General features: G+C 75.6%; 14 protein-coding genes. 6 read left to right on the top strand and 8 right to left on the bottom strand.

All coding sequences use genetic code 11. The features are described from left to right. Positions 1 to 13 precede the first annotated feature (13 nt). The 4 genes from ACFPIJ_RS59485 to ACFPIJ_RS59470 form a co-directional block, all read right to left on the bottom strand. Positions 14 to 1,288 carry a glycoside hydrolase family protein gene (locus ACFPIJ_RS59485; RefSeq protein ID WP_380128423.1) on the bottom strand — a complete coding sequence of 425 codons (1,275 nt, stop codon included), beginning with the start codon at positions 1,286 to 1,288 and terminating at the stop codon, positions 14 to 16. Between the two features lie 133 nt (positions 1,289 to 1,421). After that, a complete protein-coding gene (locus ACFPIJ_RS59480) occupies positions 1,422 to 2,648 on the bottom strand; it encodes an endo-1,4-beta-xylanase (protein ID WP_380128422.1) in 1,227 nt (408 codons plus the stop codon). 101 nt (positions 2,649 to 2,749) lie between these two features. Continuing rightward, positions 2,750 to 4,918, bottom strand: a complete 2,169-nt coding sequence (locus tag ACFPIJ_RS59475; RefSeq protein WP_380128421.1) for an Hsp70 family protein — start codon at positions 4,916 to 4,918, stop codon at positions 2,750 to 2,752. A 115-nt stretch (positions 4,919 to 5,033) separates the two neighbouring features. Next, positions 5,034 to 5,933 (bottom strand): adenosine kinase, encoded by a 900-nt coding sequence (locus tag ACFPIJ_RS59470; protein WP_380128420.1) that lies wholly within the window; start codon positions 5,931 to 5,933, stop codon positions 5,034 to 5,036. A gap of 60 nt (positions 5,934 to 5,993) precedes the next feature. On the opposite strand from ACFPIJ_RS59470, the gene ACFPIJ_RS59465 reads away from it, so the two are divergent. From ACFPIJ_RS59465 to ACFPIJ_RS59455, 3 genes are all read left to right on the top strand, one after another. Further along, a complete protein-coding gene (locus tag ACFPIJ_RS59465) occupies positions 5,994 to 6,734 on the top strand; it encodes a MerR family transcriptional regulator (RefSeq protein WP_380128419.1) in 741 nt (246 codons plus the stop codon). Then, a complete protein-coding gene (locus ACFPIJ_RS59460) occupies positions 6,734 to 7,615 on the top strand; it encodes a hypothetical protein (RefSeq protein WP_380128976.1) in 882 nt (293 codons plus the stop codon). The genes ACFPIJ_RS59465 and ACFPIJ_RS59460 overlap by 1 nt, the downstream gene beginning before the upstream one ends. 78 nt (positions 7,616 to 7,693) lie before the next feature. Continuing rightward, positions 7,694 to 8,515, top strand: a complete 822-nt coding sequence (locus tag ACFPIJ_RS59455; protein ID WP_380128417.1) for an SAM-dependent methyltransferase — start codon at positions 7,694 to 7,696, stop codon at positions 8,513 to 8,515. 2 nt (positions 8,516 to 8,517) lie between these two features. Here the strand turns inward: ACFPIJ_RS59455 and ACFPIJ_RS59450 are convergent, their stop codons facing one another. The 3 genes from ACFPIJ_RS59450 to ACFPIJ_RS59440 form a co-directional block, all read right to left on the bottom strand. Continuing rightward, positions 8,518 to 9,324 (bottom strand): class I SAM-dependent methyltransferase, encoded by an 807-nt coding sequence (locus ACFPIJ_RS59450; RefSeq protein WP_380128416.1) that lies wholly within the window; start codon positions 9,322 to 9,324, stop codon positions 8,518 to 8,520. Positions 9,325 to 9,412: 88 nt separating this feature from the next. Then, positions 9,413 to 12,067, bottom strand: a complete 2,655-nt coding sequence (locus tag ACFPIJ_RS59445) for a helix-turn-helix transcriptional regulator (protein ID WP_380128415.1) — start codon at positions 12,065 to 12,067, stop codon at positions 9,413 to 9,415. 87 nt (positions 12,068 to 12,154) lie between these two features. Further along, on the bottom strand, positions 12,155 to 12,520 hold the full coding sequence (locus tag ACFPIJ_RS59440) for a hypothetical protein (RefSeq protein ID WP_380128414.1): 366 nt from the start codon (positions 12,518 to 12,520) through the stop codon (positions 12,155 to 12,157). 98 nt (positions 12,521 to 12,618) lie between these two features. On the opposite strand from ACFPIJ_RS59440, the gene ACFPIJ_RS59435 reads away from it, so the two are divergent. Genes ACFPIJ_RS59435 through ACFPIJ_RS59425 form a run of 3 tightly spaced genes read left to right on the top strand, consistent with a single transcriptional unit; the run spans position 12,619 to position 17,167 of the window. Next, complete coding sequence (locus ACFPIJ_RS59435) at positions 12,619 to 13,296, top strand: superoxide dismutase (RefSeq protein WP_380128412.1); 678 nt, start codon at positions 12,619 to 12,621, stop codon at positions 13,294 to 13,296. Further along, complete coding sequence (locus tag ACFPIJ_RS59430; protein WP_380128411.1) at positions 13,293 to 16,355, top strand: phosphatidylglycerol lysyltransferase domain-containing protein; 3,063 nt, start codon at positions 13,293 to 13,295, stop codon at positions 16,353 to 16,355. Before ACFPIJ_RS59435 ends, ACFPIJ_RS59430 begins: the two co-directional genes overlap by 4 nt. Further along, complete coding sequence (locus tag ACFPIJ_RS59425; protein ID WP_380128410.1) at positions 16,352 to 17,167, top strand: hypothetical protein; 816 nt, start codon at positions 16,352 to 16,354, stop codon at positions 17,165 to 17,167. Before ACFPIJ_RS59430 ends, ACFPIJ_RS59425 begins: the two co-directional genes overlap by 4 nt. A gap of 4 nt (positions 17,168 to 17,171) precedes the next feature. Here the strand turns inward: ACFPIJ_RS59425 and ACFPIJ_RS59420 are convergent, their stop codons facing one another. Beyond that, positions 17,172 to 17,414: a hypothetical protein gene (locus ACFPIJ_RS59420; RefSeq protein ID WP_380128409.1), complete on the bottom strand. Its 243-nt coding sequence runs from the start codon at positions 17,412 to 17,414 to the stop codon at positions 17,172 to 17,174. Between the last annotated feature and the right edge of the window lie 1,001 nt (positions 17,415 to 18,415).

Genomic DNA, 18,415 nt, shown 5'->3' with positions numbered 1-18,415 from the left:
AGCCGTCAAAACGTCAGCCCGCGGCCCGGTACGCCTCACCGGCCGGCGTCGGTGTCGTGCCGTCCTTGTACAGCCCGTACGGCAGGGAGTCGCCGACGGCAGGCAGCGAGAACCACGCGTACCGCTCCACCCAGGCCGTCGACTGCATCGACGCCGTGGTCGCCGTGATGAACGCGGTGATCTGCGCGGTCGTCGGATACTTCGGCGTGCCGGTGAAGTTCATCAGGCCGTACTCGGTGACCCAGATCGGCAGGTTGTACCGGTCGTGCACGGCCTTGAGGTACCCGGCGAACTGCCCGGCCGCGGCGGCGCTGAAGTCGGAGCCGTACCAATGCAGCGTGATGAAGTCGACCCGCCGCTGCTGCTGCCGCGCCCCGGTCATGAACCGGTCGAGCCAGCCGCCGGGGGTGTTGCCGCCGTAGGCGACGGCCGGGCTGCCGAGGCGCATGCCGGTCGCCTCCAGTCGCGGCCACAGCGAGAGGGCCTGCTCGACGGTCATGTTGGCCTGCCCGGCGAGGTCGGGCTCGTTGAAGCCGAGCAGCACCGTGCCCTCGCTCTTCGCCTTGGCCAGGGTCGCGTCGGTGACCGAGGCGGCGCCCCAGATCATCGGCACGAACTCCGCGGCGGCGGGCATGCTGTCGTTGCTGGGCGACCAGTTGTAGTACCAACCGGCGCCGACGTTCGTGACGGCGGCGGACAGCCCCGGGAACGACCAGGTGCTGACGCCCTTCTTCTTCGCCCCGGCGGGCGGTGGCGAAGCGGGCGAGGAGGACGGCGACGCGGACGGTCCACCGGCGGGCAGTTTCCAGGCCTGGTTGGCGCCGCCGGTGCAGGCCCAGATCTGCAGCCGGGTGCCGTTGGCGGAGCTGTTGCCGCTCGCGTCGAGGCACTTGCCGGAGCCCGGGTTGACCAGCCGGCCGGCGCTCGCCGTCCACCGTTGCGCGCCGGTGCCGTTGCAGGCGTAGAGCTGGACCTTCGCCCCGTCGGCGGTGGACCCGCCGGTCACGTCCAGGCACTTGCCCAGCGCGCGGACGCTGCCGTCGGACTCGACCGTCCACTGCTGTGCGTTGGTGTTGTTGCAGGTGTACAGCTGGACCGCGGTCCCGTTGGCGGAGTTGGCGCCGGCCACGTCGACGCACTTGCCGCCGAGGCCGGTGATCGGGCCGGCGGTCGCGGCCATGGCGTTGGTGAGGCCGAGGACACCCAGCGCGGCGACGACGGCGGTCGTCACGATGATCGCGAGGGTGCGGCGGCGCGGGCGCCGGCGGGCGGTCGGGTGGGGCGTCATGCGCTCAAGCTCGCCGATGCGCCGCACGGCCGCAACCTCACGGCGGTGACTTCATCAAAGTCTAAGACAAACTTGAGAGAGCGCTCTCCGGACCGAGGGTGCCGCCGCGGAGCGGCACCCTCGACCGCGACGATCAGCGCCGCGGCACCTGCACCTGCGGCAGGCGGGTCTGCACGAGCGGCGGGCCGGCCGCCGCCAGGTCGCCCTGCACGGTGCGCAGCGCCTTCTTCGGCTGATACGCGGCGTCCCACAGGCAGCCCGAGCCCTCCGGCGGGTTCTTGAACCAGTTCGGGATCCACGAGTACTTGTCGGTGAAGCCCCACACCGTGAACGACAGGCAGCGCCGGTTCAGCAGGCACGCCTGCAGCAGCACGTGGTAGTTGTAGGCCGCCGCCTGGTCCCTGGCGTTGAGGTCGGCACCGTTCGCGGCCACGGCGGGGTCGTCGGCGTTCTTCGTGAGGCTGCGCGCGTCGACCTCGGTGAGCGCGACCGCGAGGCCCAGGTCGGTGAAGCGGCGCAGCGCGTCGGCCACCGCGAAGACGTCGTAGTTGCCGTACTGCGTGCTCAGGTGCCCCTGGCTGCCGACGCCGTCGACCGGCACCCCCTCCGCCCGCAGCCGCTTGACCAGGTCGTAGACGAACTGGGTCTTGTCGCCGGGGCCGCCGTCGCCGAACGCCTCGATGTTGTAGTCGTTGTAGAACAGCAGCGCCTTCGGGTCGGCGGCCCGGGCGGTGCGGAACGCGTCGGCGAGGTACCCGGGGCCGAGCAGGTCGGCGAACCGCTGCTTGAACGACCCGGCGTCGCCACCGAGGTGGATCGCACCGGGCGTTTCCCACGGGTCGCTGACCGCCTCGTTGACCACGTCCCACTGCCAGATCCGGCCCCGGAAGTGCGTGACCACGTCGGTGATGTGCCGCTTCAGCAACGCCCGCAGCTGCGGGCCGTCGATCGAGCCGTCGGTGATGCCGGCGGTGAGCCAGCCCGGCAGCTGGCTGTGCCAGCTCAGCACGTGGCCGCGCACCAGCTGCCGGTTGCGCACGGCGGCGTCGATCAGCGCGTCGGCCGGGGCCCAGTTGTACGTGCCGCGGGTCGGCTCGAGGCTCTCCCACTTCATCGCGTTCTCGGCGGTGACGGTCGAGAACTGCGCGTCGACCATCGTCTTGTAGGTCGGGTCGGCGGCGTACGCGGCGGCGTCGACCGCGGTGCCGATGTACAGCCCGTGCCGCGCGGCGAGGGACCGCAGGGTCTGCTCCTGCGGCTTCGGCGGCCGGGCGTCGTGCGCCGACGCCGCGACAGTGCTCAGCGCGCCGACCGCCACGACGGCCAGGACACTCGCGTTGATCAGTCTCCGGAAGCGCATCCGGGCTCCGTTTCGTCAGGGGTACGGGCGGGCGCTCTGTTGATAACCGCCGATCCCTGACGCGGGAACGAATTTCGGAAGCTTTCGAAAGGCATTGACAGCTATGTCACGGTGACCGTGCTCTGCTCGATCAGCGCGATGAGGTCGGTCCAGTCCTCGACCACCTGCGCCTGGTCGATTCGGGCGAGCTTGCGTTGCGCGGCGCGGCCGGCGGTGGCCTCGCCGAGGTGCCGGCGCAGGATGTCGTCGACCTGGTCGATCGTGGAGTGCTCGCCGAGCAGGTCCTCGGCGTCCAGCTCCAGGTACACGGTGAGCTGGGCGCACAGGTCGCGGCAGCGGCACACGAAGCTCGGCAGCCACCGCTGCGGCGGCCCGCTGAGGTGCTCGACCAGCAGCTCCAGGTCGAAGCGCAGCTCGTCGGCGCCGTCGGTGCGCACCTGCCACGGCGGTGTGGCGATGAGCCGGTCGGAGCCGTCCCGGGCCGCGTACCGGGCGAGCGCGGCCGTGTCGTCGAAGACGAGCAGCCGGCCGTCGGTGTCGGCGGCGAACACGTGCTCGAACGCGTCCCCGCCGTAGAGCTTCCCGCGCAGCGTGACGCCCTGCCGCTCCGGGGTGACGAGCTCGATCAGCTCGACGTCGAGCAGCACGGTGCCGTCCGAGCCGGGCGGTGCCGTCCAGACCGGACCGTCCGGCCGCGGCACCTGCCACGCCTGCTGCCCCTGCCAGTGCGCCGGCGGCGCCCACTGCTGCGGCGGCGGCCATCCGGCGGGCTGATGCGGTGGGAGGAACTGCTGCTGTGGTGGGACGGGCTGCTGCTGTGGTGGGACGGGCTGGTGCTGCCATCCGGGCTGCTGCCATCCGGGCGGCTGCCACGCCGGTGGCGGCGGCGCTCCCGGCGGAACCGGCGGCATGGGCTGCTGCTGCGCGGGCCACTGCGGCAAGGGCGGCTGCTGCGGCGGCGCGGACCACTGCCCCACCGGCGGCTGCCCCACCGGCGGCTGCTGGGCCGGATGCCAGACCGGCACCGGACCGGCCGGCTGCGGCGGGGTGAACGGCGCGGGCGGGAACTGCTGCGCGGCCGGGGAGAGCGGCACCGGCGAGAACGGCACGGCGCCGGACGTCCCGCCGCCGGAGATGGGCGCGGGGCCCGCCCAGCCGATCGGGCGCTGCCCGTCCGGCGGCGGACCGGCGGGCACGACACCGGTCACCATGGGGTCGATGCTGCCGGCGGCCACCACCAGCTCCGGCTGGTCGATGATCGTCGGCGGGATGCCGAGGGCCCGGTGCAGCATCGTCGCCACGAGCGGCATCCGGGTGGCCCCGCCCACGAGGACGACGGCGCCGAGTGGTCGCAGCGGCACCGGGCACTCGGCCAGGGTCGCGGCGACCGCGGCCACCGTGCGCTGGATGAGCGGCGCCGCGAGCGCCTCGAGGTCCTCCCGGGTGAGGATCTGGTCGGTGTCCAGCAGCGGCAGGTACAGCAGCGCCGAGCTCGCCCGGGACAGCATCTCCTTGGCGTTGCGCACGTCGTCCCACAGCTGCCGGCGGGCGGCCCGGTCGGCGACGGTGGCCGGGTTGTCCAGCCGCGCCCACAGCTCGGGCGCCCCGGACCGGCGGCGCAGCAGGTCCACGATCGCGGCGTCGACGTCCTGCCCGCCGGTCTCGTCCAGCCCGGCGCTGCACAGCACCTCCATCCGCCCGGCACCGGAGCCCGTGGCGGTGTCCGGGGCGTGCCGCACGACGGCGACGTCGAAGGTGCCGGCGCCCAGGTCGTACACCAGGAGATCGGCGAACCCGGGACCGTGCCGGCGCAGGTGGAACGCCGCGGCCGCGACCGGCTCGGGGACCAGCCGCACCGCCCCGTCCAGTCCGGCGCCGGCCGCGGCCCGCAGCAGCGTGGCCCGCCGCCCAGGACCCCACGCCGCCGGGTGGCAGATGGTGGCGCCGGTGATCGCCTGACCGCCGATGCGCCGCGCCTCGGTGACGACCCGGTGCAGCAGCGCGCCGAGCAGTGCCTCGACGCTCACCTCCATGCCGAGCAGCACGGACCCGTCGTCGATGCGGCGTTTCGGGTTGCCTTCGAAGCGTTCCGGCCGGGCGCGGGCGGCGTGCACGGCGTCGCGGCCGACGAGCAGGGTGCCGTCGTCGCCGGCGTAGACCGCCGACGGCAGCAGCGGCGCGCCGTCGAAGAGGACCGGCTCGGGCGGGCTCCCGTCGCGGCGCAGGAACGCCACGGTGCTGGACGTGCCGAGGTCGACGCCGAGCTCCACCGCTGCCCCGCCTCTCCCGGTCCGTCCGCCTATCGAAGTCGGGCCGTCCGGCCCTGTCAACCACTCCGTGATCCGGAAGACCTTGCGCACCCAGGGGTACCCGAGGTCTTCCGGATCACGGGAACTGGCCGGCGCGCTGGAGCAGGTCCGCGCGGCTGAGAGGGTCGACCCGGGTGCTGGGCACGGTGCAGGCGTGCGCCCCGGCAACCGCGCCGAACCGGGCGCAGGTGGGCGCGGCAGCGCCGGTCAGGAAGCCGAACAGGAAGCCGGAGACGAACGCGTCGCCGGCGCCGTTGGAGTCCACCGCGGGCGCGGGCAGCGCCGCGACGGGCACGGGCAGCACGTCCGGCGCGTCCCGGGTGAGCAGGTACGCGCCCTCGGCGCCGGCGGTGGCCACGGCGACGCGGGGGCGGCCCATCGCCAGGACCCGCCGCAGGGTCGCCGGCACGTCGGGCAGCGCCGCCGCGGACATGAACACCACGTCGGCGCCGCGGGCGAACTGCTCGTGGTAGGCGTTGACCCCGTCCCAGTCGTGCAGGTCGGTCGACACGGTCACCGGCAGGCCCGCGAGCACGTCGAGGGCGTGCTGGCACGGGTGGGTGATCGAGACGTGCACGTGCCGGGCCGGGCCGGCGAGGTCGCGCAGCAGCCGCTCCGGGAACAGGGTGGACTCGTCCTGGCGGCTGCCGTCGTACAGCGACAGCCGCCGGCCGAGCGGGTCGACGAGGTTCACCGCCCGCTTGGTGCCGGCGGGCGTCGGCACCGCGGTGAACGCGACCCCGTGCCGCTCGTGCAGGTCCCGGACGAGCTGCCCCTCCGGGTCGTCGCCGAGCACGTCGAGGTGGGAGGTGCGCAACCCGAGCGCGTGCAGGCCGAGGGCGACACCGTCGCCGGTCTGCCCGGCCCGGGTCAGGATCGCCGGCACCAGGTAGCTGTCGGCCGGTGGCAGGGGCAGGACCGGCACGGACACGACGGTGTCGACACCCGCACCGCCGAGCACCAGGACGTCGATCATGCGCTCGACAGTACAAGTTCCGCTTGACCTTGCCGCTGCGGCAACGTTTCTACTGGACCCATGCGGATCGGTGAGCTCGCCGCGCTGGTCGGGGTGTCCACCCGCACCGTGCGCCACTACCACCACCTGGGCCTGCTGCCCGAGCCGGCCAGGCGCGTCAACGGCTACCGGGAGTACCGGCTGCGCGACGCCGTCGCGCTCGCCCGGGTGCGCCGGCTCGCCGAGCTCGGCCTGTCCCTCGACGAGATCCGTGACGTGCTCGCCGACGACCAGGGCCGCGAGCTGCGGGAGGTGCTGGAGGACCTCGACGCGGACCTCGCCCGGCAGCAGGCGGCCATCGCCGCCCGGCGGGAGCGGCTCGCGGGGCTGCTCGCCGGCCCGGACCTGCACCCGGACTCGACGGTGTCCCCGGACCTCGCCGCGGTGCTGCGGGACCTGCCCACCGGCGACTCGCCGTTCGGCGCGCTGGACCGGGAGCTGCTCACGCTCGTCGACACCGGCGCCGACGGCGCGGCCCGGGCCGGCTTCGCGGAGCTGCTCCGGCCGCTGACCGAGCCGGCCGCCGTCGCCCGCGGGCGGGCGCTGTACGCCCGGCTCGACGACCTCGCCGACGCCGAGCCCGCCGACCCCCGGGTCGCCGGGCTCGCCGAGGACCTCGCGGCGCACCTGCCCGAGGGCATGGCGGCGGCGATGACCGGCGCCGGCAACGAGCACTGGATCGACACGATGGCCGGGGAGATGTCCGCCGCGCAGGCCGAGGTGTTCCGGCGGCTCGTCGACGTGCTGCGGGAGCGGTCGTGATGCTGCGAGCCGCCCGCGCCGCGCTGTTCGCCGCCGTCCCCGCCGAGTTGCTGCTCGTGGTGCTGCTGGTGGCGGGGGCGCCGCTGCCGCGCCCGTTGCTCGCGGCCGTCGAGGCGCTCGTGCTCGCGGTGTTCGCGCTGGAGGCGGTGACGCTGCTGCGGCTGTTCCGCGCCGGGCGCCGCCACGGCCTCGACCGGCGCGCCGCGGCCCGCGCCGCCTACGAGCACCTCGTGCCCGTCCAGGTCCGGCGGATCATGGGCTTCGACGCGAAGGGCATGGTGAGCCTGGCGCTGTGGCTCGCCCGCCGCCGCCACGGGGTCCCGCCGGGTGCCGTGCCGGTGCCGTACTTCGGCGCGCAGGCCCCGGCTCTGGTCGTCTTCCTGGGCGCGATGGTGGTCGAACTGATCGTGATCGAGATCGTGCTGCGGTCCGTCGGGGCACCGGTCGCCGTGCGCGCGGTGCTGATCGTGCTCGACGCGTACTCGATCCTCCTCGCCCTCGCGATCATCGCGGCCTGCGTCACCCGGCCGCACGTGGTGTCCGCGGCCGAGGTGCGCATCCGCTCGGGCGCCTTCTTCGACCTGCGGATCCCGCGGGAGCGGGTCGCGGCGGTGCGCCGGATCCGGGGGTACACCGAGAAGGGCACGATCCGCGTCGACGGTGACACGCTCACGGTCGCGGTGTCCTCGCAGGCGAACCTCCTGCTGGAGCTGACCGGACCGGTCACCGCCGTCCGCCCGCTGGGCGCCATCTGCGAGGTCCGCACGGTGCGCTGCTTCGCCGACGACCCGGCCGCGGCCCTCGAGGCACTGACCCGGACGTCCGTGCCGGCGGCGGGACCTGGCGGCCCCGCCGCCGGCGGCGGGCCGGACACGCAGTGACGGTGGCCGCTACGATGAGCGTCGCTGCGTCGACCCGCGGCGCCCCACCTGGATCCTGATTCGCCGGGAGGCTCCCCAGTGCCGACAAGCGACCTCGACCACCCGCAGCAGGACCCGCGGCTGGACATCACCACCGTGTCCCCGGCCCGCCGGTGGAACTACTGGCTCGGCGGCAAGGACCACTTCCAGGTCGACCGGGACTCCGGCGACCGCATCGCGGGCGCGTATCCCGCGATCCGGACCGCCGCGCAGGAGGGCCGCGCCTTCCACAACCGCACGATCCGGTATCTCACCCGCGAGGCCGGCATCCGGCAGTTCCTCGACATCGGCACCGGCCTGCCGGCGCCGGACAACACGCACGAGGTCGCGCAGGCGATCACCCCGCAGGCCAGGGTGGTGTACGTCGACAACGACCCGATGGTCCTCGCGCACGCCCGGGCGCTCATGATCGGCTCCCCGGAGGGCGTCACCAACTACGTCGACGCCGACCTCAACGACCCGTCGAGCATCCTCGGCGCGCCGGAGCTGGCCGCGACGCTCGACCTGCGCGAGCCGGTGGGCATCCTGCTCTACGCGGTGCTGCACTTCATCAAGGACGACGAGCGGGCCCGCGAGATCGTCGCCGACCTCCTCGCCGCCGTGCCCGCCGGCAGCTACCTGGTGGCCACGAACGGCACGAAGGACTTCGTCCCGCCGCACGTGGGCGCCATGTACGACGAGATGCTGGCGAAGGGCCTGGTCGACGCGTGGCCCCGGGACGGGGCGACGTTCACCCGCTTCTTCGACGGCCTCGAGCTCGTCGACCCGGGCGTCGTGCCGATCAGCGAGTGGCGCCCGTCCGCCGCCGAGCACCCCGCGCCGAACGAGGTCTCCATGTACGGCGCGGTCGGCCGCAAGTAGCGTCACCCGGCCGCGGGTTTGCGGATCACCGCCTCCAGGTAGTCCATCCGCAGCACGAGGGTGCCGTCGCCGGCCACGTTGTGCCGCTCCGCGATCTCGACCATCTCCGCCCGCAGCTCGGCCGCGTGCCGGTCGTCCAGGGCGGCGAGGGTACGGGTGACCGGCCCGTAGAACGTGGCGAAGAACGCTGCCTGGTGCGCCGCCGACGGGTACCGCCACAGGAACTCGCGCCGGGGTGCGGTGATGCCGACGGCCGGGCCGAACAGCTCGCGCAGCCGCGCCTCGTCGCCCCACTGCGCGGGCGGCCGCAGCCCGGCCGGCGGCGGCACCTGCCGGCCGATGGCCCGGAACAGCTCCGCGACGTAGCTGTCCGGGGTCCAGTTGACCATGCCGATCCGGCCGCCGGGACGGCAGACCCGCAGCAGCTCGGCGGCCGTGCGTTCCTGGTCGGGGGCGAACATGGCGCCGCAGGTGGACAGGACCGCGTCGAACGACGCGTCCGGGAACGGCAGGGCCTCCGCGTCGCCCTCCTGGAACGTCGCCTCGAGCCCCTCGGCCTCGGCCCGCCGCCGGGCGCGGTCCAGCAGCGCCGGGACGTAGTCGACGCCGACGACCTGGCAGAACCGGCGGGCGGCGGCGAGGCTCGCGTTGCCGTTGCCGCAGGCGACGTCGAGCACCTGTTCGCCGGCGCGCAGGTCGACGGCCTCGCAGAGCAGTTCGGCGGTGAGCAGCAGCCGCGTGCCGACGGCCGCGTAGTCCCCGGCGGCCCAGGCGGCCTGCTGGCGCTGTTTGACGGTGACGGTGTCCATGTGCCCTTCCCTTCCTCGCGCGGTCCGTGGGTGGACCGGTCAGCGAAAGGTAGGCCGGGGGCCGGGGCGCCGGGATCGGGATCGCTGCCTAGTTGTGGGCCTCGGACTGCCCATCTTTGGATTCGCCGCCGGGCCCGACGCCGAGCCTGCGGGCCGCCGAGACGGCCTGGTGGCGGGACCCGGCGCCGAGCTTCGCCAGCAGCGCCGACACGTGATGCCCGACGGTCCGCACCGACAGCGACAGCCGCGCGGCGATCTCGGCGTCGGTGAGCTCCTCGGCGAGCAGGCCGAGGACTTCGACCTGCCGGGCGGTGAGCCCGGCCGGGTTCGCGGCGGTGGCGCGGATCGGCCCGCGCGGGATCCTCGGGTTGCCGCCGGCCCGCAGCCGGCGCCGGACCCGCTGGGCCGCCTGCCGGGCGCCGAGCCCGTCCAGCAGCGCCAGCGCGGCCAGCCCGGCCCCGTCGCCGCCGGCCAGGGCCAGGGCCTCCTGATACGGGCAGCCCAGCGCCCGCCACGCCGCGGCGGCGCCCCGCCAGTCGCCGGTCAGCAGCAGCCGGTACGGCTCGGCCACCACGTCCGGCACGCTCGGCAGCGCACCGGCCTGCCACAGCCAGAACGCCAGCTCCCCGGCGAACCACGGGTGCCCGGCCCGCACGGCGAGCTCGTACTGACCGGCGGCCTCACCGGCGATCTCGCCGTCGGCGCCGCGCAGCCAGGCGTGCTCGGCCCGGGCCGCCGCGACCTGCGCGGTCCACTGCAGTTCGACGGTGGCGTAGCCGCGCTCGGCCGCCTCCCGCAACGTCGCGGTCGCGGCCGGGTCACCGCGGCGGGCCTGCAGCAGCCCGAGCGGCACCAGGGCGTCGACGAACCTGGCCCCACCGGCGACCCGCTCCGCCAGGGCCTCCCGGGCGTCGCGCTCCGCCCCGGTCCAGTCGCCCTGCTCGAGCCGGACCCGGGCGCGGTGGCCGAGGATGTGCTGGACGTACCCGGCGAGCTCGTGCGCCCGCACGAACACCAGCGCCCGGTCCAGGTCGGCGCGGGCGTGCCGGTAGTCGCGCATCTCCGCGCTGATCGTGCCGAGGTTGCACAACGCCCGGGCGGCGTCGTCCTCGAGCCCGGCGGCGACGGCGAACGCCTCCTCGAGGTCGGCGCGGCCGCCGGGGTCCCCGCCGAGGATCCGGGCCGAGCCGATGTTGGTCAGGGCGTGGCTCAGCGTCTGCCGGTCCTCGAGGCGCCGGGCGAGGTCGATCGCCCGCCCGGCCCAGCCGGCGGCGTCGTCGAGCCGGTTGGCGAGCATGTCGAGCTGCGCCTGGTTGCTGTACGCCATCGCCAGCCCGCGCCCGGCCGGCCCGGCCTCCAGGACGGTGACCGCCCGGGCCGCGGCGGCCTCCGCTTCGGGCCGGTTGCCGTCCCACCAGTACAGCCGGGACAGCCGGCGCAGACCGTCGCCGAGCTGTTCGAGGTCCCCGGCGGCCTCCCGCAGCGCGAGGGCCTCCCGGCCGGCGGTGACCGCCTCGGCGGACAGGCCCGAGAGGTAGCACTCGGCGGAGTACCCCTCGAGCAGTTCGGCCCGGTCCGGGATGCCGCCGGCGAGCGGCAGCACGGCCCGGTAGTGCTCGACGGCCTCGCGGTGGGCGGCGACCGCGGCCGCCTGCCGGGCCGCCTCGGGCGCGTACCGCAGCACGGCGGCGGTGTCGCCGGCCTCCCGCGCGTGGTGGACGAGGCGGGCCACGTCGACGCCCCGGTGCGTTCCGGCTCGGTGCAGGCCGCCCGCGCCGCCGGTTCCGGCGCCGGCCAGGATCCGCAGGATCCGGCGGTTGAGGTCGCGGCGGGCCATGGCGGACAGCGAGTCCTCGACGGCGCGGCGCAGCAGTTCGTGCCGGAACCGGACGGTGTCCTCCCCCGCGACCAGCAGCCCCGCCGCCAGCGCCGCCTCGACCGCCGCCGGCGGTGCCCCGTCGAGGAGCCACAGCTCCGTGCTCGTCGGCACGACCGCGACGAGCCGCACCACGTCGCGCGCGTCCGGCGCCAGCCCCGCGTAGCGGGCCAGGGCCAGGTCGCGGACCGTCAGCGGCACCCCGCCAGGGTCCCCGGCAGAGTCTGCGGCGAGGACCTCGGTGACCAGCAGCGGGTTCCCGCCGGTCAGCGCCCGCAGCCCGGCGGCGGGACGGCCCGCCCGCCGCGCCAGCTCCGCCACCGCCCCTTCCGACAGCGGCTCCACCTGGACCCGGCGCACCGCCGGCGCCGGCAGCAGCCCGATGACCGTCCTCAGTGGATGGTCGACGGGCAGTTCGTCGTCGCGGTAGGTGACGACGAGCAGCGCCTTCGTCTGCGCGATCCGCCGCCCGAGGAACACCAGCAGGTCCAGGGTCGCCTCGTCGGCCCAGTGGGCGTCCTCGACGACGACGACCGGCGGCCGGTCGCTGCGCTCCAGCTCGTCCAGCAGTGCCGCGAACAGCTGCTCACGCGGGCCGCCGGCGGCGAGCAGCCCGGCGAGGGTGCCGCCGGTGCGCCGCCCGACGTCGTGCAGCGGCCCCAGTGCCCGTGGGGTGAGCAGCGGGTCGCAGGCGCCGAACAGGAACCGGGCCCGGGTGGCGTGCCGTTCGCTGAACCGCCGCACGAGCGCCGACTTGCCGATGCCCGCCTCGCCCGCCACGAGCACCACGCGGCCCGCCGTCGCCGCCGCGGCGAGCGCGCCGGCGAGGTCGTCGAGCAGTGGATCACGTTCGAGCAGGTCCGTCACAGCGCGACGGTACCGCTGGTTCCCCGCTGACGGGTCTCCGTGATCCGGAAGACCTTGGGTGGTCAGGACTACACAAGGTCTTCCGGATCATGAGAAGCCGTGCAGGTGCTCCGCGACGGCGGCGGCGTAGACGCCCGGTGGCAGGGTCAGCGGGGCCGGGACCGGCACGGCCGGTGGCAGGGCTGCCGTCGCTGCGGCGAACGTGCCGCGGTGCGCCGGCGACGCGTGCCCGTCGGGGGTGAGCCAGAACCGGCCGGCGGCCACGTCGTAGCCGGCGAGACCGGCGGCGCTCAGCCGGTCGACGGCGCCGGTGAACTCCGGCTCGGTGGGGATCGCGTGGTTGAGGTAGTCGGCGGTGCCGATGACGCCGCGCAGCGTGGCGCCGGTCGTCGCGTCCCGGCCGGCGATCGACCGCAGCAGCCACACGTCCGACGTGGTCCACCCGGTGTCCATCCGTCGCAGCGTAGTGCCGTACCCCCTCGGGGCCGAAAATCGGGTGATGCGGCGCGGCCCGGACCCCGGCGGTCGGTGCCCGGGACCACGCTGGGCACATGCACCGCGTCACCAAGCTTCTGCTGCTCCTGTCCGTCGCCCCGCTGGTGGTCACGGCCGGCGGGTGCTCCCGGTCGGCCGGCAGCGTGGCACCCGCCCCGTCGCCCCGGGTGACGTCCGCGACCGGCACGTTCGCCGCGTACGCTCCCGGCGCGACCGCCGTCACCTACGACCAGGGGCTGGTCCCCGCGGGCGCGGTCGCCACGGTGAGCATCACCCAGACGTCCGCGGACAGCCGGGTCTGGTTCACCGTCGCCGGGCTGCTGCCGAACCGCGGCTATGGCGTCCACCTGCACATGAACCCGTGCGGCGCGACCGGCGCGGACGCGGGGCCGCACTACGAGCACCACCGCCCGCCGGTCCCGCCGTCCGCGCCGTCCCAGCCCGTGCCGACGCCCGCCGCCGCGCCGGCCTCCTCATCGGCGTCCGGGAAGGCGTCCGCTTCGGCGCCGCCGCCGCCGTCACCGGCGAACCCGTCCTACGTCAACCCGCAGAACGAGGTCTGGCTGGACATCACCACCCGTGCCGACGGGCGGGGGTCCGCGGTCGCCACCCACCCGTGGACGTTCGACCAGCCGCCGCGGTCGCTGGTGATCCACGCGACGCCGACGAAGACCGGACCGGCCGACGCCGGTGACGCCGGCGCCCGGGTCGCCTGCCTGACCCTGCCGGCGTGACCGCACCGGAACCCACGGCGGTCGAGGAGGACACGCTCGAGGACGACGCGGCCGAGGACGATGCGGCCGAGGACGATGCGGCCGAGGACGATGCGGCCCGGGCGCTCGAGGAGGAGGTGCCCGACCGCCTGGACGTGCCGCTGCCGACCGGTGCGCGCGTCCTGGTCTGCGGCGACCTGCACCTCGGCTCCCGCCCCACGGCCGCGTCCGCGCGCCTGGAACGCGACCTGGTCGACCGCCTCGCCCGGTGGGACGGGCCCGGCGCGGTCGTGCTCAACGGCGACGTCGTCGAGCTGTGGGGCGAGCCTGGCGGCACCGTCGAGGCCGCCCTCGACGCCCACCCGGACCTGACCCGGGCCCTGCGGGAGTTCGCCGCGGCACCCGGCCGGCACGTCGTCGTGGTCGTCGGCAACCACGACGCGCCGATCGCCTGGGACCGCGTATCCGCGGACACCTTCGCCCGCCGGATCGGCGCCCGGTGCGCGCTGTCGGTGGACCTGGACTTCGGCCTGCACCCGGACGCCCCCGCCGGCCGCCGGATCGTGCGGTGCGAGCACGGCCACGCGTTCGACCCGGCCAACGCGCTGCACGACCCGCGCAACCCCCTGGACTCGCCGCTGGGGCAGCACATCGTGCAGGAGGTGCTGCCGGAGGTGCGCCGCAGCCCCCTGCTGGCCGACCTGGCCGCCATCGCCGACCCGAACGCCGTCGGCCAGTTCGTCGCGTCCCGGCTCGTGTACCGGCGCCTCGGCGTGCACGCCTGGTGGCTGCTGCTGCCGCTGCTCGTCGCGGCGCTGCTGCGGCTGCCGGAGCTGGTCCACCTGCTGTCGGAGCACGCCGGGTTGCGCCGGCTGCCGCAGTGGACGGCCGTCGCCGGGATCGGGCTGCTCGTCGAGGCGGCGCTGCTGCTGGCCCTGGCCGTGCTGACGTCGCGCCTGGTGTACGCCGCGATGGCCGGCAGCCGGCTCGGCCCCCGGGGCATGCACCTCAACGGTCCGCCGCGGGCCGTCGCCGCGGCACTGTGCGCCGACGGGCTCGCCGGGCTGATCACCGGGCACACGCACCAGCCGGAGCTGGCGGCGGTGCCCGGCGGCTTCTACGCCAACAGCGGTTGCGGGGGGCGGTGCGTGGAGGCGCGGCCGGCCCGGTGGTTCCTGCCGCCGGTGTTCGCCGCGGTGCTGCGCCGCTCCTGGGTGGAGCTCGACGTCGACCGGGACGTCAGAGACGTCAGGGTGCGGCTCGTCGTCGCCGAGTCCCCGGCCGGCGGGACGACCCGCCTGGAGCGGCTCGCCGCCCGCCGCCGGCCCGCCGCCGCGCCGGACACCCCGGAGGTGGTGGCGACGATCCCCGGGGAGGCCGGGTGGCCGCTGCCGCAGGACGGGCTGCGGCAACGGGTCCGGGACGAGCGGGTCCGCCGGATCGCCGCGTGGGCGGTCGCCGCGGTGGCGGTCCTGAGCCTGCTGTCGGCGCTGACGACCCCGCTGCGGGGGCGGCTCGCCGCGCTGCTGGAGGCGCTGCCGGTGGAGGTGCCGCAGGCGGCCGCGGCGACGGTGGTGTTCGTGGGCACGGCGCTGCTGCTGCTCGCATGGGGGCTGCGCCGGGGGCGCCGCCTCGCCTGGACGCTCACGGTGCTGCTGCTGGCCGCGACCGCGGTCCTGCACGTGCTGAAGGGCATCGACGTGGAGGAGGCGGTCCTCGCCGCCGCCGTCGCCGGTTGGCTGCTGTGGCACCGGTCCGCGTTCCCGACCCGGCCCGACAGCCGGCAGGTCCGGCTCGCCGCGGTGACGCTGCTCGGCGGCGGGCTGCTGGTCGCCGCGGTGTCGGCGGTCCTGGTGCTCGTCGCCGGGGAGCGCGGCGTCGCCGGGGAGACCGCCCGCGCGGTCGCCGGGCGGCTCATCGGTGACCGGGTGACCCCGCTGCCGTCGACGATGCCGCTGCTGGCACCGGCGCTGTACGCGGCCGGGCTCAGCCTGCTGCTGCTCATCGGCTGGCTGCTGGTCCGCCCGCGGCTGCACCGCCCGCCGAGCCCCGCGGAGCACGCCGCCGACCTCGAGCGGGCCCGCCGGATCGTGGCGGAGCACGGCGGGGACACCCTGGCCTACTTCGCGCTGCGCGAGGACAAGTCGTGGTTCTTCACCGGTGACTGCGTCGTCGCCTACGCGGTCCGCGACGGCGTGTGCCTGGTCTCGCCCGACCCGATCGGCCCGGCCGAGCAGTGGGCGCCGGCGTGGGCGGAGTTCACCGCGTTCGCCGACCGGCACGGCTGGCCGATCAGCGTCGTCGGCGCCGCCGCCGGCTGGCTGCCGATCTACCGGGCGGCCGGACTGCGGCCGGTGTACCTCGGCGACGAGGCGATCGTCGACTGCGGCACGTTCACCCTCGACGGGCGGGCGATGAAGGGGCTGCGTGGCGCCTGGAACCGGGTCGGCCGCGCCGGCTACACGGTGCGCTTCTACGACCCGGCGGCGCTGCCCGACGACCTCGCCGGGCAGCTGCGGGAGCTGATGACGCAGAGCCGCCACGGCGACGTCGAACGCGGCTTCTCGATGACGCTGTCGCGGCTGTTCGACCCGCGCGACACCGGGCTGCTGCTCGCCGTCGCGCACGGGCCGGACGGGCGCCCCGGCGGCTTCTGCCACTGGACCCCGGCGGCGGACATCGCCGGCTGGTCCCTGGACGTGATGCGCCGCGGCACCGCCGAGGACCTGCCGAACGGGCTCACCGACTTCATCATCGTCGAGACGATCCAGCAGCTGCGCGAGTGGGGCTCGTGGGGGCTCGGGCTCAACTTCGCCGTGATGCGCGGGGTCCTGGCCGGGGAGCGCGGGGAGGGGCGGCTCAGCGACCTGCAACGCAAGCTGCTGCACCGGTTCTCCGACAGCATGCAGATCGAGTCGTTGTGGCGGTACAACGAGAAGTACCGGCCGATCTGGCGCCCGCGGTACATCGTGCTCAGCGGCAGCGAGCTCGCCCCGGTGCAGGGGCTCGCGGTCGCCGGCGCCGAGGGCGTGACCGAACTGCCGGTGATCGGCCGGCTGCTCGGGCACACCGAGCCGTGAGCTTCTCGCCGGCCGTCGCGCTCACCCTCGCCGTCTGCGCGGCGGTCGGCTACGGGATCTCCTCGGTGCTGCAGGCCGCCGGCGCCCGCCGCTCCCCCGGGGTGCTGCACACGTTGCGCCAGCCCGCGTACGTCGGCGGCGTCGGCCTCGACCTGCTCGCGTGGGCGCTGTCCCTGGCCGCGTTGCGGACGCTGCCGGTGTATCAGGTGCAGGCGGTCCTCGCCGGGTCCCTGGCCGTCACCGCCGTCACCGCGCGGCTCGCCCTCGACGTGCGGCTGCGCGCGGTGGACGGCGCCGCCGTGGCGGTCACCGTCGTCGCGCTGGTGGCCCTGGCCGCCGCGTCCGGCTCGCAGGACCCGGGGCCGCCCCCGGCCGCGATCCGGCTCGGCCTGGCCGTGGCCGCGGTGCCGGTCGCCGTCGCCGGGTGGGTCGCGGCCCGGTGGGCGTCCCCGAACGTCACCGGCGCCGTCGCCGGGCTGGCGTTCGGCGGTGGCGCCCTGTGCGCCAGCGCCGTCACCTGGCCGCGCGACCCGTGGCAGGTGGCCACCGAACCCCTCGTGTGGGCCCTGGTGGCGTTCGGCGTGACGGGGATGCTGCTCTACGCGCACGCCCTCGAACACGGCCAGGTGGGTCCGGTGACGGCGCTGCTGTGGATCGTCGAGGTCGTGGTGCCGTCGGTGGTCGGGGTCGCGCTGCTCGGCGACGGCGTGCGACCCGGCTGGGGCGCGGTCGCGGTGATCGCGGTCGCCGCGACCGTCGGCGCCGCGACCGTCCTCGCCCACGCCCCGGCGAACGCCGCCACCGCCGGGTGACCGGCTACTTCGCCCGGGCCCGCACGTGCGCGGCCAGGTCGGCGGCGACCGCGGCCCAGTCGGTGTGCAGCACGGACTGGGCCGCCTTCTCCGGTGGGTCGCCATCGCGGACCACGGCGGCGAAGAAGTCGAGCATCGCCGCCTCGCCGAACCGCTGCGCGAGGCGGGACACGGTGAGCAGCGCGATGCCGTACCGGGCCTGCCAGACGTCGTCGGAGGAGCCTTCCGGGATCGGGCCGAGCGTCACCGAGCCGTCCCAGCGGCCTGCTTCACGTACCGCCGCACGTACGGCAGCCGTCCCTTCGTGTACGAGCCGTCCCGGTCGGCGGCGTAGTCCGCGAGCCCCTCCACCAGCCACCAGTCCTGTTGCGCCCGGGACCGCCGGCCGAGGCTCACCACGTGCGTGAACTCGTGCGCGAACAGCTGCTTCTGCCCGTAGCTGCCGCGGTCCACCCGGGACACGACCTCACCGCCGCGGGCGAACGCGTCGGCGGCGTCGTCGTCGTGGCCGTTGAACCAGCCGGTCCACTCGGCCGGGCCGGCCAGGTACACGATGTAGTGCGCAGGCGGCGTCCCCCACTTCGAGAACCGGTCCGCGATGTCGGCGCCCTGGTCGGCGGCGGCGAGCGTCGAGGCGAGCTTGCCCGCGTACTTCGCCGGGGCCGCCACGACGACCCGCCGGCCGGTGGCGAACCGCAGCTCCGTCGCGTCCCACGGCGCGGTGGACGGTTTCGCCGCGGTCAGCACGGCCCGGCCCGCGCGGACCGTCCAGGTGGACTCCACGAAGATCTGCTGGGTGCGGCAGTCGGCGGCGCCGAAGCAGTACGCGGACTCCACCAGCATGCTCCACTGGCCTTCCGCCTGCGCCGCCGGCACGTCGGCGACCCTCGACGAGAACAGTGCCAGCCCGAGCGTCCGCAGCGCCGTGAACCTGGTCCGGTACCAGCCGTGCAACGCCGGGTCGACGGGCGCGAGGTAGCCGTCGAGGTCGCCGGCGAGCAGGGCCCGGTCCTGCGTGGCGAGGGTGGTGTCGATGGTCTCGCGGGTCGTCGGCGTCCGGGACGGCGTCGGTGACGGCGACGGGCTCGCCGATGCCGGCGCTGACGTCGCGGCGACCGGCGACTGCCCGCCGGAGGCGTTGGCGGCGACGAGCACCGCCGCCGCGACCGCACCGGCGAGGAGCGCGGCGACCGCGGCGCGGACCACCCGGCCACCCCGCCGGCGGGGTGGTGGTGGTGGCGGCGGCGG

The organism is Dactylosporangium cerinum, from assembly GCF_042653625.1.
Classification (GTDB): domain Bacteria; phylum Actinomycetota; class Actinomycetes; order Mycobacteriales; family Micromonosporaceae; genus Dactylosporangium; species Dactylosporangium cerinum.
The sequence above is the reverse complement of the archived record's forward strand: the minus strand, read 5'-3'. Positions and strand labels throughout refer to the sequence as shown.